General features: G+C 74.4%; 15 protein-coding genes. 10 read left to right on the top strand and 5 right to left on the bottom strand.

Features of this window, described 5'->3' with window-relative positions; translation table 11 throughout:
* Positions 1 to 144 precede the first annotated feature (144 nt).
* The gene (locus tag OOK41_RS26100) at positions 145 to 1,743 is read right to left on the bottom strand and encodes an RNA polymerase sigma factor (RefSeq protein ID WP_117666642.1); all 1,599 of its coding nucleotides are present in this window, start codon (positions 1,741 to 1,743) and stop codon (positions 145 to 147) included.
* 288 nt (positions 1,744 to 2,031) lie between these two features.
* On the opposite strand from OOK41_RS26100, the gene OOK41_RS26095 reads away from it, so the two are divergent.
* Positions 2,032 to 2,856, top strand: coding sequence for an inositol monophosphatase family protein (locus OOK41_RS26095; RefSeq protein WP_266267057.1), 825 nt, complete (start codon positions 2,032 to 2,034; stop codon positions 2,854 to 2,856).
* Between the two features lie 114 nt (positions 2,857 to 2,970).
* Here the strand turns inward: OOK41_RS26095 and OOK41_RS26090 are convergent, their stop codons facing one another.
* Entirely contained in the window at positions 2,971 to 3,486 is a 516-nt protein-coding gene (locus OOK41_RS26090; protein ID WP_266267991.1) for a LytR C-terminal domain-containing protein, read from the bottom strand.
* Between the two features lie 435 nt (positions 3,487 to 3,921).
* Here OOK41_RS26090 and OOK41_RS26085 point away from each other — a divergent pair, with 435 nt between their 5' ends.
* Positions 3,922 to 4,218: a DUF4193 domain-containing protein gene (locus OOK41_RS26085; RefSeq protein ID WP_007075406.1), complete on the top strand. Its 297-nt coding sequence runs from the start codon at positions 3,922 to 3,924 to the stop codon at positions 4,216 to 4,218.
* 176 nt (positions 4,219 to 4,394) lie between these two features.
* Entirely contained in the window at positions 4,395 to 5,333 is a 939-nt protein-coding gene (locus tag OOK41_RS26080; RefSeq protein ID WP_266267056.1) for a hypothetical protein, read from the top strand.
* Between the two features lie 29 nt (positions 5,334 to 5,362).
* Here OOK41_RS26080 and OOK41_RS26075 read toward each other — a convergent pair whose 3' ends face one another.
* Entirely contained in the window at positions 5,363 to 5,854 is a 492-nt protein-coding gene (locus OOK41_RS26075; protein ID WP_117666652.1) for a DUF3093 domain-containing protein, read from the bottom strand.
* Between the two features lie 84 nt (positions 5,855 to 5,938).
* Between OOK41_RS26075 and dut the strand changes: the two genes are divergently transcribed.
* The 4 genes from dut (at position 5,939) to OOK41_RS26055 (ending at position 8,415) form a co-directional block, all read left to right on the top strand.
* The gene (dut, locus tag OOK41_RS26070; RefSeq protein WP_117666654.1) at positions 5,939 to 6,445 is read left to right on the top strand and encodes a dUTP diphosphatase; all 507 of its coding nucleotides are present in this window, start codon (positions 5,939 to 5,941) and stop codon (positions 6,443 to 6,445) included.
* Between the two features lie 25 nt (positions 6,446 to 6,470).
* Positions 6,471 to 7,136: a DUF3710 domain-containing protein gene (locus tag OOK41_RS26065; protein ID WP_117666656.1), complete on the top strand. Its 666-nt coding sequence runs from the start codon at positions 6,471 to 6,473 to the stop codon at positions 7,134 to 7,136.
* Positions 7,137 to 7,316: 180 nt separating this feature from the next.
* Complete coding sequence (locus tag OOK41_RS26060) at positions 7,317 to 7,700, top strand: OB-fold nucleic acid binding domain-containing protein (protein WP_117666658.1); 384 nt, start codon at positions 7,317 to 7,319, stop codon at positions 7,698 to 7,700.
* Positions 7,701 to 7,731: 31 nt separating this feature from the next.
* Positions 7,732 to 8,415 carry a DUF3159 domain-containing protein gene (locus OOK41_RS26055; protein ID WP_117666660.1) on the top strand — a complete coding sequence of 228 codons (684 nt, stop codon included), beginning with the start codon at positions 7,732 to 7,734 and terminating at the stop codon, positions 8,413 to 8,415.
* An 80-nt stretch (positions 8,416 to 8,495) separates the two neighbouring features.
* On the opposite strand, the gene OOK41_RS26050 is transcribed toward OOK41_RS26055, so the two are convergent.
* Entirely contained in the window at positions 8,496 to 9,185 is a 690-nt protein-coding gene (locus OOK41_RS26050) for a TrkA family potassium uptake protein (RefSeq protein WP_117666662.1), read from the bottom strand.
* Between the two features lie 2 nt (positions 9,186 to 9,187).
* Complete coding sequence (locus OOK41_RS26045) at positions 9,188 to 9,853, bottom strand: TrkA family potassium uptake protein (protein WP_117666664.1); 666 nt, start codon at positions 9,851 to 9,853, stop codon at positions 9,188 to 9,190.
* A 159-nt stretch (positions 9,854 to 10,012) separates the two neighbouring features.
* On the opposite strand from OOK41_RS26045, the gene OOK41_RS26040 reads away from it, so the two are divergent.
* The 3 genes from OOK41_RS26040 to OOK41_RS26030 are packed head-to-tail and all read left to right on the top strand — an operon-like array spanning position 10,013 to position 14,552.
* Positions 10,013 to 12,085 carry an APC family permease gene (locus tag OOK41_RS26040; protein WP_117666666.1) on the top strand — a complete coding sequence of 691 codons (2,073 nt, stop codon included), beginning with the start codon at positions 10,013 to 10,015 and terminating at the stop codon, positions 12,083 to 12,085.
* Positions 12,082 to 13,383: a class I SAM-dependent RNA methyltransferase gene (locus tag OOK41_RS26035; RefSeq protein WP_266267054.1), complete on the top strand. Its 1,302-nt coding sequence runs from the start codon at positions 12,082 to 12,084 to the stop codon at positions 13,381 to 13,383. Before OOK41_RS26040 ends, OOK41_RS26035 begins: the two co-directional genes overlap by 4 nt.
* 5 nt (positions 13,384 to 13,388) lie before the next feature.
* The gene (locus OOK41_RS26030) at positions 13,389 to 14,552 is read left to right on the top strand and encodes an anhydro-N-acetylmuramic acid kinase (protein WP_266267053.1); all 1,164 of its coding nucleotides are present in this window, start codon (positions 13,389 to 13,391) and stop codon (positions 14,550 to 14,552) included.
* Positions 14,553 to 14,562: the final 10 nt, after the last annotated feature.

Genomic DNA, 14,562 nt, shown 5'->3' with positions numbered 1-14,562 from the left:
GGGGGACCGAGGTCACACATGGCAGCAACAGTGTGCCGTGCACCAAGGGTGCCACGTCAACGATCACAATCGTGCAACCGACCGATCACCATCGGGTGTTGTACGGCTGGTGATCAAACCGACACGCCTGGTTGACGAAACGGCTCAGTCCAGGTAGTCACGGAGTACCTGTGAACGGGACGGGTGACGCAGCTTCGACATCGTCTTGGACTCGATCTGCCGGATCCGCTCCCGGGTCACCCCGTAGACCTGGCCGATCTCGTCCAGCGTACGTGGCTGGCCGTCGGTCAGGCCGAAGCGGAGCCGGACCACGCCCGCCTCGCGCTCGGAGAGCGTCTGGAGCACCTGCTGGAGCTGGTCCTGCAGCAGCGAGAAGGAGACGGCGTCGACCGCGACAACGGCCTCCGAGTCCTCGATGAAGTCGCCGAGCTGGCTGTCGCCCTCGTCACCGATGGTCTGGTCGAGCGAGATGGGCTCCCGGGCGTACTGCTGGATCTCCAGCACCTTTTCCGGTGTGATGTCCATCTCCTTGGCCAGCTCCTCCGGGGTGGGCTCGCGGCCCAGGTCCTGGAGCAACTCGCGCTGGATGCGGCCGAGCTTGTTGATGACCTCGACCATGTGCACCGGGATGCGGATGGTGCGGGCCTGGTCGGCCATGGCCCGGGTGATCGCCTGCCGGATCCACCAGGTGGCGTACGTGGAGAACTTGTAGCCCTTGGTGTAGTCGAACTTCTCGACCGCCCGGATCAGGCCCAGGTTGCCCTCCTGGATCAGGTCCAGGAACGCCATCCCCCGGCCCGTGTACCGCTTGGCCAGCGACACCACCAGCCGGAGGTTGGCCTCCAGCAGGTGGTTCTTCGCCCGCTCGCCGTCCCGGGAGATCCAGCCGAGGTCGCGGACCATCTCGCGGACCAGCTTCTCCTCGCCCTCCTCGGCGGCGCGCAGCCGCTCGGCGGCGTAGAGGCCCGCCTCGATCCGCTTGGCGAGCTCCACCTCCTGCTCGGCGTTGAGCAGGGGCACCTTGCCGATCTGCTTGAGGTACGCCCGGACGGAGTCGGCGGAGGCGGTCAGCTCGGCGTCGCGGCGCGCCTGCTTGAGCGCCTCGGACTCCTCGTCGTCCCACTCGAAGTCGTTGTCGGTGGCGGAGCTCGCGGCGTCGGCCGCGGCGGCCTGGGCCAGCTCGGCCGGCTCCTCGACCACCACGTCCTCGATCTCGGCGGCGAGTTCCTCCGGGTCGATGTCGCCCTCGGCACCCTCGCCCTTGGCCTTGCCGGCGGCCTTGGCGGGCTTGCCGGCGGCCGTGGCGACGGTCGCCTTGGTGGCCCGGGTGGACTTCGCGGCCCTCGCCGGGACGGCCGCCTTGGCGACCGCCTCGGTGGTGGCCTTGCGCGCGGCGACCTTGCGCGCCGGCGGGGGGGCCTCGTCGGCGGCGGCGGCCTGCTTCGGGGCCGGCGCGGCGGCCTTCTTGGTGGTCTTGGCGGTGGTGGCCCGGGACGCCGGGGTGGCCGACCGGGCGGCGGCGACCCGGCGGCGGGGGCCGACCGAGCCGTCCACGACCACGGTCACCCCCGCTTCCGCGAGCGCCCGCAGGATCTTCTTGGCCTGGGCCGGAGTCACCTCGGCGGACTCGACGGTGCGCGCGAGCTGGGCCGACGTGAGCTGGCCACCCGCGCTCTGCGCGTGGGCGATCAGGGTGTCGGTGAGCGAGCGAACGTCGGCGCCGGTCTGGCGGGGTTCTGTCACGAATGACCTTCCGGAGGCGAAGAGCGAGCACGGCCGGGTTGTCCGGCGCAGCACGGTGCACGGTGCCGGACGATGTGGTTGAGGAACCCCCGTGTCCCGGGCCGGCCGGTCGTCGGCGGTCCGTGGCGCGTGGGCAGGGGTGAATTGTAACGCCGTCTGCGGCGATCATCCTGCGCCGCACGGCGTACCAACGATCGGGACCGCCGATTCGACGTAGATGTGGACTTTGTAAGGATGATACTCGCGCGCGACACGGAGGGGCCCAGTCGTGCGGGAAGGGGACGGACGATGCAACGCTCGGCACCGCCGCAGCAGGAGCTGCTGGAGATCGCCGTCGATGTCGCCCGGGACGCCGCGGCGACCGCCCACCGGATGCGGGCCGAGGGGGTGTCGGTGGCCGCGACCAAGTCCACCGTCACCGACGTGGTGACCGCCGCCGACCGGGCCGTCGAGCGGCAGGTGGTCGACGCGCTGCGCCGGGTCCGGCCGGACGACGCGGTGCTCGGCGAGGAGTACGGCGCGGGCGACGGCACCCCGGCGGCCGGCGCGGCCAGGGTGCGCTGGATCGTCGACCCGATCGACGGCACCGTCAACTACCTCTACGGGCTGCCGTACTGCGCGGTGTCGCTGGCCGCCGAGGTGGACGGCGCGGTGGTCGCGGGCGTGGTGCGCAACGTGGCGACCGGCGAGGAGTGGACGGCGACCGCCGGTGGCGGCGCGTACCGCGGCGGGAGGCGGCTGCGCTGCTCGGGCGAGACCGACCTGGGCCAGGCGCTGGTCGCCACCGGGTTCGGCTACGACGCCGGGCGGCGGGCGCACCAGGCCCGGGTGCTCGCCGAGCTGATCCCGCACGTGCGGGACATCCGCCGGCAGGGCGCCGCGGCCCTGGATCTCTGCCTGGTCGCCGAGGGCCGGCTGGACGCGTACTACGAGAAGGGGCTGGCCGCCTGGGACCAGGCGGCGGGGGCGCTGGTCGCCACCGAGGCCGGGCTGCGGGTCGGTGGGCTGGGCGGGCGGGCCGCCGGGCCGGACCTGGTGATCGCCGCCCCGCCGGCGTTGTTCGGGCCGCTGCACGACCGGCTGGCCGCCCTGGACGCCTCGGGCGGGCCCTGACCGCCGCCCGGCCCGCCGTCGCCCCGTGGCGGGCCCTGAGCGGGCCGCCGCGTCCGGTGGATGGTCGGGCGCCGGTCAGGGCCCGGCGGGCGGGTGGCGGCCGGGGTCAGCGGGTCACTTGTCGGCGGGCATCGGGCACGAGCCGGGCGGCGCGACCGGGGCGCCCAGGTCGCCGAGGGACTGGTTCACCTCGGTGGTGGTGGCCAGCTGCGCGAAGGAGCTGCCGAGCACCACGTCGACGGTGTCGTCCTTGCGCTTGGCGTCGTACCCGTCCTTGGCGTTGTTGAGGAAGTACGCGCGCAGCAGGTGCGCGGAGCCGACGCCCTTCGGGCCGTACCGGAGGATGGCGACGTCGTCGATCTGCTTCTTCTCGGTGGCGGTCTTCTTGACCTGGAACTTTCGGTTGCGGAAGTCGTCCGCCACCTTGCTGGCGAGGCCCGGCTCGTCGGTGGCGTTGTAGACGTTGAGCTTGACGTCCTTGGGCTCGTGCAGGGTGACGTCCGCGAGCGGGGCGTCCTCGGGACAGCCGCCGGCCAGTCCGGCCTCACCCTGGGTGTCGCGGACCACGGCGACGACCACGAAGACCAGGGCGACGACCGCCAGCAGACCGACGACAACGAGTGCTCGCACTCGCGCAAAACTCATCTGGGCGCTCCCGGACGATGGGTGGGTGGCGGCGGCCGTCGGCGGTCGGGCCGTCCCGCCGGCCGTCGAGTACGCCGCTGAGGTTAACGGTTGTCCGGCGGTCGCGTGGAAACAGTCCGACATGCCGGCGCGCCAACCGGGAAGCGGGTACTACTACCCCTATCTTCGTGTCGCCTGAGTCACATTGGGAACAACTTCGACGGCTGGGGCGTACATCTGAGCCGCGAGGGCGGTATACATGCCTCGCCCAGAGGGGGGTAAGGTACCGCGCTCGCTGGGGGAGTTCCTTTGGCGACCCCGTCCCGACCGGCCGTCGGGTCGGGTGACCGACACAAATTGGTGGCCGGCCAGCGGAACCGAAACAGCGTCGTCCGGCGTTACAACCGGAAGCGACCATATCGATATGGGAGAGTGAAACCGATGGCCACCGACTACGACGCCCCGCGTCGCGACGAGGTCGACCTCGGCGAGGACAGCCTGGAAGAGCTCAAGGCCCGGCGGGTCGACTCACAGTCGGGCGCCGTGGACGTCGACGAGGCAGAGGTGGCCGAGAGCTTCGAGCTTCCCGGTGCCGACCTGGCCGACGAAGAGCTCACGGTCAAGGTGCTACCGATGCAGCAGGACGAGTTCCGGTGCGCCCGCTGCTTCCTGGTCCACCACCGCAGCCAGCTGGCGGTCGAGCGCAACGGCGAGTTGATCTGCCGCGAATGCGTCTGACCTCGACGCGGCATACCGGCGGCGGCCTCCTCGACGAGGCCGCCGCGGGGAGAGCCGCCATCTCACGTACGCCCGCCAACGCCCCGCCCGCCCACGGCGCCGCCGTGCGCCGGTAGCGGGGAACTGCTTGACTCGTCTCGGCAGCTTCCACCCAGACGGACCGGGGAGGTCGACGCATGGGCGAGCGCAGCGACGACGGCACGGGCGGTCGCCCGGTCACCGGCGGCCCCACCACGCCTGACGTCGACGAGCCCGGCGGGTCCGGGCGTCCGGGGGTGGGCCGGCCCGGCGGGACGGCACCCGGCGCCGACGACCGGGGCCGGGCCGGCAGGGAGAGCGGGGACGGGCCGACCGGCGGTGGGGCCGAACTCGGCGCCACCGTGGCCGCGCTCACCGCCGACGACATCGAGCCGGCCCGGCGGCGACAGTTGTTGACCCGGCTCGTCGGGCAGGTCCGCGTCCGGGGGCTGGCCGACCTGTTCAAGCCGAGGGCCGCCGTGCGGTGGATGACCGACGCCGTCGCCGAGATCGCCCCGCACGTGCCGGTCCGTGACCTGGCCACCCTGCGCCGGCACTTCCCCGGTCTGGACGACGAGGCGCTGGCCGACCGGCTGGTCCGCAACGCCGCCCGGACGACCGCCGGGATCGGCGCGGCCGGCGGTGGGGTCGCGGCCGTGGAGTGGACCGTCGCCCCCACGCTTCTTTCCGCGCCGGTGCTGCTGGCCGCCGAGACGGTCGCGGTCGTGGCCGTCGAGCTGAAGCTGATCGGCGAGCTGCACGAGGTGTACGGTGCCCCGCTGCCCATCGGCGGCAGCCAGCGGGCGGTGGCCGTGGTCCAGTCCTGGGCCAGCCAGCGCGGGATCAACCCGATGCTGCCCGGGGTGGGCGTCGGCGCGGTGCTCGGCACGGCGGCTCGCAAGGAACTGCGGGACACCCTGCTCAAGCGGTTCGGCCGCAACCTGACCACGCTCGGCCCGTTCCTGACCGGGGCGGTGGTGGCCAGCTACCTCAACCGGCGGGCCACCCGCTCCCTCGCCGGTCAGCTCCGCGCCGACCTGCGCCGGCAGCGCCGGACGCTGCCCGGCGGAGGGCGCACCCCACCCGCGCTGCCCTGAACCCCGCGCTGCCCTGAAGCCCGCGCGGCTCAGGCGGCGGCGCGGGCGGCGAGGAGCGCCGCGGCGAGGCGTACCGGGTCGCGGGTGCTGATCACCCAGAACGGGGTGGGGTCGGCGGGGTCGTCGAGCACCACCTGCACCGCCCCGGCGATCCACGGGCGCTGGACCACGAAGGCGAGCGGGTCGGCCCCGACGCCGAGCACCTCGCGGCGGCCTGCGGCGTCCAGCGCGACGGCGTCGGCCACGAACCGCACCGGCAGCCGGGCGTCGTCGACCCGCAGCTCCCCGTCGGCCACCGCGACCCGGATCCGCCCCAGCCACCACAGGACGGCCGCCGCCGCCGGCAGCAACACCACGAACGGCAGCCAGCCGCGCACCCCCGTCGCGCCCATCCACAGCTCCACGGCGAGGAAGCCGCCGAGCGCCAGGCCGGCCAGCCAGGCCCACCAGGGCAGGCCGAGCCGCTCCGCGTAGGCGGTGGTCAAGGTGGCGGCGGGCGGCGAGGACGGCGATCGGCTCACTCCTGCCAGGGTACGGCGCACGACGGGCGGCCGACCCGGCAGGATGGCAGGGGCACCCCACGAACCGGACGGAAGAAGGAGATCGTGACCGACGACGTACCCGTGCCCGTACGGCAGCTCGACCCGGAGCTGCCGCTGCCGGCGTACGCCCATCCCGGCGACGCCGGGGCCGACCTGATGTCCGCGGCGGACATGGAGCTGCCCCCCGGCGGGCGTGCCCTGGTCCCCACCGGCGTGGCGATCGCCCTCCCGGAGGGCTACGTCGGTCTGGTGCACCCCCGCTCCGGCCTGGCGGCCAGGCTCGGCGTGACGGTGCTCAACGCGCCCGGTACGGTCGACGCCGGCTACCGGGGTGAGATCCTCGTCAACCTGATCAATCATGATCGGGAGGCGCCGGCGAAGATCTCCCGTGGCGATCGGATCGCGCAGCTCGTTGTCCAGCGGGTGGAGCGGGTCGATTTCCGGCCGGCGGCCGAGCTGCCGCCGTCCCGGCGGGGCGCCGGCGGGCACGGCTCGACCGGTGGACACGCCGGGCTCGTCCCGCCGCCGGCGGACCGGGCCGGCGGCCAGTCGGAAGAGGTGGCAGGGTGAGTGCGAACAGCGGAGGGTGGGCGCAGTGATCTTCTCCCGAAAGCGGGCCGGTGGCGGTCGGCAGGGCCGTGACGAGCGGGCCACCGAGGTCCTGGACGGGCACGACGCCGAGGGCTCGTCGGGGCCGGAACGCGGCCCGTACGACGTCGCCGAGGCCCCGGACGGGGTGCAGCGGCTCGACCTGGGCAGCCTCCAGATTCCGGCGGTGGCCGACGTCGAGGTGCGCGTGCAGGCCGACCCGCAGGGCGTGATCCAGCAGGTCGTCCTCGTGCACGGCGAGAGCGCCCTGCAACTCGGTGTCTTCGCCGCGCCCCGCTCCGAGGGCATCTGGGACGAGGTACGCGAGGAGATCCGCCAGTCCCTGTTCAACGACGGCGTGGCGGCCCAGGAGGTGCAGGGCGAGTACGGCCCCGAGCTGCGCGCCCGGGTGCGCACCCCGGACGGCCTGACCGACCTGCGGTTCGTCGGCGTGGACGGCCCGCGCTGGATGGTCCGGGGCGTCTACCAGGGCGCCGCCGCCACCGACCCGGCCACCGCCGGCCCGCTGGCCGAGTGCCTGGACGGGCTGGTCGTCGACCGCGGCCAGGAGGCCAAGCCGGTGCGCGAGCCGCTGCCGCTGCGGCTGCCCCGCGAGGTCGCCGACCAGGCCGGCGAGGGTGACCCCGGCGCCCCGGGCCCGATCGGGGCCTGACCGGCGTCCCTCCGAGCCCGGGCCGGCCCGTCGGCGCGCTGCCGGCGGCCCGTCCCGGGCGGCCGGGTGGTCCCCCCGGTACGCCGCGCGGCGTACGCTGGCGGGACGGCCCGGCACGCTCGGGGGCCGCACCGGTGCCGACGCGTGCCGGCCGGCGGAGGAGAGGGTGACGCGGAGGTCATGACGACCGACGAGGGCAGCAGGGTGTCGCTGCGGCGGCTCCTGCACCGGCTCACCGCGAGCGAGGCCGAGATCGAGGCGCAGGAGCTGCGCCGGGAGAGCGCGCAGTCCGGCGGCACGCCGGCCCGGCAGTGCACGCGCGGCCAGGTGGTCTCGGTCACCGGCCGGTTGCGTACCGTGGTCTACACTCCGCGGACGAACCTGCCCACGCTGGAGGCCGACCTGTACGACGGCAGCGACGTGGTGACCCTGGTCTGGCTCGGCCGGCGACACATCGCCGGCATCGAGCCGGGGCGCCACCTGACCGCCCGTGGACGGGTGGCGGTGCGGGACGACCGCAAGGTCATCTACAACCCGTACTACGAGCTGGAGTCGCCGAAGTGACGGCGCGGACGCCGGGAACGGGAGAGACGCGATGACCACCGGACAGCACCGGGCGACCGAACCGGGAACCGGCCCGGAGGACTCCGAGCAGCTGCCGAGTCTCGCCGAGCAGATGGCCGACCAGCTCGGCGGCTGGCGCGGGCTGGTCGAGTCCAGCATCCCGGTGGTGGTCTTCGTGATCGCCAACATCATCGGCGAGCTGCGCCCCGCGGTGATCGCCTCGGTGGCCGTGGCCCTGCTCATCGCCGGGCTGCGGCTGGCCCAGCGCCGGCCGGTGCGGCACGCGGTCAACGGCCTCGTCGGCGTCGGCATCGGCGCGGCGATCGCCTGGCGCACCGGCGACGAGCGCGACTTCTACCTGCCGGGCATCCTGTACGGCATCGGGTACGGCCTGGCCCTGCTGGCATCGGCGGCGATCCGGCAGCCCCTGGTGGGCTGGATCTGGTCGGTGCTGGTGGCCAAGGGGCGCTCGGAGTGGCGGGACGACCCACGCCTGGTGCGCACCTTCACCCAGCTCACCGTGCTCTGGGGCGTGGTGTGGCTGGCCAAGGTCGGCGTGCAGGCCGGGCTCTACCTCGCCCACCAGGACACCGCGCTCGGCGTCGCCCGACTGGCCCTGGGCTACCCGCCGTACGCGCTGCTGCTGCTGATCACGGTGTGGACGGTACGCCGGGTGACCCGCGAGACCGCCCCGGAGCCGCTGCCCGGCGCCTGAGCCGCCCGCGACCCGCGCCGGCGGGACCCTGGCCCCGAGAACCCGCCGGCCGCCCCGCTCGGCCCCCCCAGAGAGCCCGCTCAGCCCGCGCTGCGGGTCCGCTCGACGCTGTCCGGGCCCAGGATCACCACGCGGACGTCGTCCTCCACCTCGGCGGTGCAGACGAAGACCAGCTCGTCGCCGGCCTCGATCGGGTCGTCGGGGCTGGGCACCAGCACCCGTTTGCCGCGCAGGATCGCCACCAGCGCGGCGTCCCGGGGGATCGGCACCGCGTGGATCGGCTGCCCCACGTACGGGGCGGTCGGCGGCAGGGTGATCTCCACCAGGTTCGCCTCGCCCTGGCGGAACGTCATCAGCCGCACCAGGTCGCCGACGGTGACCGCCTCCTCGACCAGGGCCGCCATCACCCGCGGCTTGCTCACCGAGACGTCGACGCCCCACTGCTCGGTGAACAGCCACTCGTTCTCGGCCCGGTTGACCCGGGCCACCACCCGGGGCACCGCGAACTCGGTCTTCGCCAGCAGCGACACCACCAGGTTGACCTTGTCGTCCCCGGTCGCCGCGACCACCACGTCGCAGCCGGCGATGTTGGCCTCCTCCAGGCTGGCCAGCTCGCACGCGTCGGCGAGCACCCAGTCGGCGGCGGGCACCCGGTCCGGCCGCAGCATCCGGGGCTGGCGCTCGATCAGCATCACCTGGTGGCCGTTGTCGATCAGCTCCTGGGCGATCGAGCGGCCCACGTTGCCGGCGCCGGCGATGGCGATCCGCATCTTCAGTGCGCTCCTTCCGGCGGGCTGCCCGCCACCGACGTGACCGACGCCACGATGTCGTCGGTGACCAGCATGAAGACCTGGTCGCCCTCCTGTACGGCGGTGGACCCGGTGGGCAGCGTGCCGATGCCGAAGCGGGTCAGGTACGCCACCCGCGTGCCGGCCGCCTCCTCCAGGGCCCGCAGCGGCCGGCCGATCCAGTCCTTGTGCACCGGCACCTCGACGATCGAGACGGTGCTGGTCGGGTCCCGGAAGACCTCGACGTTGCCTTCGGGGACGAGGTGCCGCAGCATCCGTTCGGCGGTCCACCGCACGGTGGCCACGGTGGGGATGCCCAGCCGCTCGTAGACCTGGGCCCGGCGCTGGTCGTAGATCCGGGCGGCCACCCGGGAGACGCCGAACGTCTCGCGGGCCAGCCGGGCCGAGATGATGTTGGAGTTGTCGCCGCTGGAGACCGCGGCGAAGGCGTCCGCCCGCTCGATGCCGGCCTCCCGGAGCACCTCGCCGTCGAAGCCCGCCCCGGTGACGGTGACGCCGGCGAAGTCCGGGCTGAGCCGGCGGAACGCGTCGGCGTCCTGGTCGATCACCGCCACCGAGTGCCCCCGGGACTCCAGGCTCTGGGCCAGGGTCGAGCCGACCCGGCCGCACCCCATGATCACGACATGCACGGTGTCCCTCCCAAGGTGCGCGCACCCGCCGGTGACCTGTCGACTGCGAGCCTGCCACGTCCGGGTCACCGGCGGGGCACGACGGTACCGCGCCCGGTCCCCACCCCACGCTCAGCCACCCCGGGCGACAGCGGGACGGTGGTCGTACCCTTAGCGCTTGTGGCCAGTCCCACCTCGCTGCTGAAGCGGCTGCTCGTCGGTCGACCGTTCCGGTCCGACCGGCTCCAGCACACCCTCCTGCCGAAGCGCATCGCGCTGCCCGTCTTCGCCTCCGACGCGCTGTCCAGCGTCGCGTACGCCCCGGACGAGATCCTGCTGACGCTGTCCATCGCGGGCGCGTCGGCGTTCTTCTTCTCGCCGTGGATCGCCCTCGCGGTGGTCGTGGTGATGCTGACGGTGGTGGCCAGCTACCGGCAGAACGTGCACGCCTACCCCTCGGGCGGCGGCGACTACGAGGTGGCCACGGTCAACCTCGGCCCCCGGGCCGGCCTCGCGGTGGCCAGCGCCCTGCTGGTCGACTACGTGCTCACCGTCGCCGTGTCGGTCTCCTCCGGGGTGGCCAACCTGGGCTCGGTGGTGCCGTTCGTGGCCACCCACAAGGTGCTCGTCGCGGTCAGCGCGGTGGTGGTGCTCACCGCGATGAACCTGCGCGGCCTGCGTGAGTCCGGCACCGCGTTCGCCATCCCGACGTACGGCTTCGTGATCGTGATCGGCGGGATGATCCTCACCGGCCTGGTCCGGGTCTTCGTCCTCGGCGACGACCTGCGCGCCCCGAGCGCCGGCCTGGAGATCCAGGCCGAGCACAGCGTCACCGGGTTCGCCCTGGTCTTCCTGCTGCTGCGCACCTTCTCCTCCGGCTGCGCCGCGCTCACCGGCGTGGAGGCGATCTCCAACGGGGTGCCGGCGTTCAAGACGCCGAAGAGCCGCAACGCCGCCACCACCCTGCTGCTGCTCGGCACCATCTCGGTGGGCATGCTGGTCGGCATCATCTGGCTGGCCCGGCTGACCAGGCTCCAGTTCGTCGAGGACCCGGTGCAGCAGATCCTCTCCGGCCCGGACGGGTACGTGCAGAAGACCGTCACCGCCCAGCTCGGCGAGACGGTGTTCGGCTCCGGGTCGGTGCTGCTGTACGTGGTCGCCGGGATGACCGCGCTGATCCTCTTCCTGGCCGCGAACACCGCGTTCAACGGCTTCCCGGTGCTCGGCTCGATCCTCGCCCAGGACCGCTACCTGCCCCGGCAGCTACACACCCGGGGCGACCGGCTGGCGTTCTCCAACGGCATCGTCTTCCTGGCCGTCTTCGCCGTGGTGCTGATCGTCGGCTTCCAGGCCGAGGTGACGAAGCTGATCCAGCTCTACATCGTCGGCGTCTTCGTCTCGTTCACGCTCTCCCAGGCCGGCATGATCCGGCACTGGAACCGGCACCTGCGCACCGAGCGGGACGTCCAGGCCCGGCGTCGGATGATCCGGTCCCGGGCGATCAACACCTTCGGCATGGCGATGACGGGCGGGGTGCTGGTCGTCGTGCTGCTCACCAAGTTCCTGCTCGGCGCGTGGATCGCCATCGTCGCGATGGCGCTGATCTACGTGCTGATGCTGGCCATCCGGCGGCACTACGACCGGGTCGCCGCCGAGCTGGAGCCGACCGAGGCCCGGGGCGTGCTGCCCGCCCGCAACCACGCCATCGTGCTGGTCAGCAAGCTGCACCAGCCGACCCTGCGGGCCGTCGCGTACGCCCGGGCCACCCGGCCGGACACGCTGACCGCGGTGACGGTGAACGTCGACGACAAGGACACCCGGGACCTCCAGGCCGACTGGGAGCGGCGGGAGCTGCCGGTGCCGCTCACCGTGATCGACTCGCCGTACCGGGAGATCACCCGGCCGATCCTCGACTTCGTGGCCAACACCCGCCGGGAGTCGCCGCGCGACGTGGTCACCGTCTTCATCCCCGAGTACGTGGTGGGCCGCTGGTGGGAGAACCTGTTGCACAACCAGAGCGCGCTGCGCCTGAAGGGCCGGCTGCTGTTCGAACCGGGCGTGATGGTGACCAGCGTCCCGTGGCAGCTCGCCTCCACCGCCGGCAAGAACCTCGACCGGCTGGACGCGACCCTGAGCCGGGGCCCCGCCCGGGGCCCCCGGGTCGCCCCGCGCAGCACCCTGCCGCCACCGGTGGCGCCGGTGGTCCCGGCCCCGCCCGGCGAGAGCGGCCCGACCGAGGGGAGCCAGCGATGACCGCACCGGTGGACGACGGCGACGACCGGCGGGGCCCGGGGGAGACCGGGCCGGCCGGTGGCGACCGGCGCGGGCTGGAGGAGGCCGAGCGGGTCGAGCTGACCGTCGACGCGGTCGCCCCCGGCGGGCACTGCGTGGCCCGGGTGAACGGCCAGGTGGTGTTCGTCCGGCACGCGCTGCCCGGGGAGCGGGTGGTCGCCGAGGTGACCGAGGTGCACCGGGGGTTCGTCCGGGCCGACGCGGTGACGGTGCTCGACGCCGCCCCGGAGCGGGTCGAGCCGCCCTGCCCGTACGCGAGGCCGGGCCGCTGCGGCGGTTGCGACCTCCAGCACGTCGCGCCGCAGGCCCAGCTCGCCTGGAAGACGGCGGTGGTACGCGAGCAGCTCAGCCGGCTCGCCGGCCGCACCGACGCGGAGATCGACCGGCTGGGGGTCCGGGTCGCGGCGCTGCCCGGCGGGCCGCTCGGCTGGCGCTCCCGGGTCCGGTACGCGGTGGACGCCACCGGCCGGGCCGGGCTGCTCAAGCACCGCTCGCACGAGGTGGTGCCGGTCGACCGCTGCCTGATCGCCCATCCGGCGATCCAGGAGTTGCCGGTGCTCGCCCCGAGCGGGGCCCGCTGGCCGGCGGCGGACGCGGTGGAGACGGTGGCCTCCACCGGCGGCGACGTCGCCGTCACCGCCCTGGCCGACGGCCTGCCCACGCCGGTCGACGGGCCGACGGCGGTGCGCGAGGTGGCCGCCGGCCGGGAGTGGACGCTGCCCGCGTCCGGCTTCTGGCAGGTGCACCCGGCGGCGGCGGACACCCTGGTCGACGCCGTGCTCGACCTGCTCGACCCGAGGCCGGGCGAGTCGGCCTGGGACCTGTACGGCGGGGCGGGGCTGTTCGCCGCCGCGCTGGCCGGCCGGGTCGGCCCGGACGCCCGGATCACCGTCGTCGAGTCCGCGGCGTCCGGCGTCGCCGCCGCCCGGGAGAACCTGCGGGACCTGCCCCAGGTCGAGGTGGTGGCGGCCCGGGTGGAGACCGCGCTGGCCCGCCGCCGGATCACCGGACCGGTGGACCTGGTGGTGCTGGACCCGCCGCGCACCGGGGCGGGCGCGCAGGTGGTGCGCGACGTGCTGGCCGCCGCCCCGCGCGCGGTGGCGTACGTGGCCTGCGACCCGGCCGCCTTCGCCCGGGACGTGCGCACGTTCGCCGGGGCCCGGTGGCGGCTGGCGGAGCTGCGGGGCTTCGACCTGTTCCCGATGACCCAGCACGTCGAGCTGGTCGGGCTGCTGCTGCCCCCGGCCGTCGGGAGGTAGCGGCCGTGCGGATCGTCGGGCTGATGTCGGGGACGTCGTACGACGGGGTGGACGTGGCGGCGGTGGAGTTCGCCGCCGAGGGGGACACCCTGCGGCTGCGTCCGCTCGGGTTCGCCAGCGTGGACCACGACGACGGGCTGCGGGCGGAGATCGGGGCGCTGCTGCCGCCGAACCCGACCACGATCGAGGCGGTCTGCCGGCTGGACAACCGGCTCGGCGAGGTGTTCGCCGAGGCGGCGGCGCGCGGCGTGGAGCTGGCCGGCGGCCGGGTCGACGCGGTCGTCTCGCCCGGGCAGACCGTGTTCCACTGGGTCGACGGCGGCCGGGCCCGGGGAACCCTCCAGCTCGGCGCGCCGGCCCGGGTGGCGGCGCGGGTGGGCGTACCGGTGCTGTCGGACCTGCGGTCGGCGGACGTCGCGGCCGGCGGGCAGGGCGCGCCCCTGGTGCCGGCCTTCGACGCGCTGCTGCTGGGCGGCCGGGCCGGGCCGCCCCGGGCGGCGCTGAACCTGGGCGGCATCGCCAACCTCACCGTGGTCGCGCCGGGCGCCCCGGTCCTCGGGTACGACGTGGGCCCGGCCAACGCCCTGCTCGACGCGGCGGCCCGGCGGTTCCTCGGCCGCCCCTGCGACCTCGACGGGGCCCGGGCGGCGGCCGGCCGGGTGCATCCGCCCCTGCTGGAGCTGCTGCTCGCCGAGCCATACTACGCCGCGCCGCCGCCCAAGTCCACCGGCAAGGAGTTGTTCCACGCCGGCTACCTGGACGACCGGCTGGCCGCGCTCGGCGAACCGGTGGCCGCCGACGACGTGCTGGCCACGCTGACCGAGCTGACCGCCCGGACGGTGGCCGCCGAGTGCGACCGGCACGGGGTGGCCGAGGTGGTGGCCGCCGGGGGCGGGGTGCGCAATCCCACACTTCTGGGCCGGCTGGCCGCGCTCGGCGGGGGCCGGTGGCGGCTGCGGGCCAGCGACGAGCTGGGGGTGCCGGCCCAGGCCAGGGAGGCGTACGCGTTCGCCCTGCTCGGTTGGCTCTCCTGGCACGGCCTGCCAGGGGCGATCCCGTCGGTCACCGGGGCCCGGGAGGCCACCGTGCTGGGCTCCTGGACGCCGGCCGGACCGGCCCGCCGCGCGTCGCCGGCGGTGCCGCCCCGCCGGCTGGTGATCACGGGCTGACTGTCCCCTG

This window comes from Micromonospora sp. NBC_01655, assembly GCF_026339755.1.
Lineage (GTDB): Bacteria > Actinomycetota > Actinomycetes > Mycobacteriales > Micromonosporaceae > Micromonospora.
This window is presented reverse-complemented; position numbering and strand designations above follow the sequence as displayed.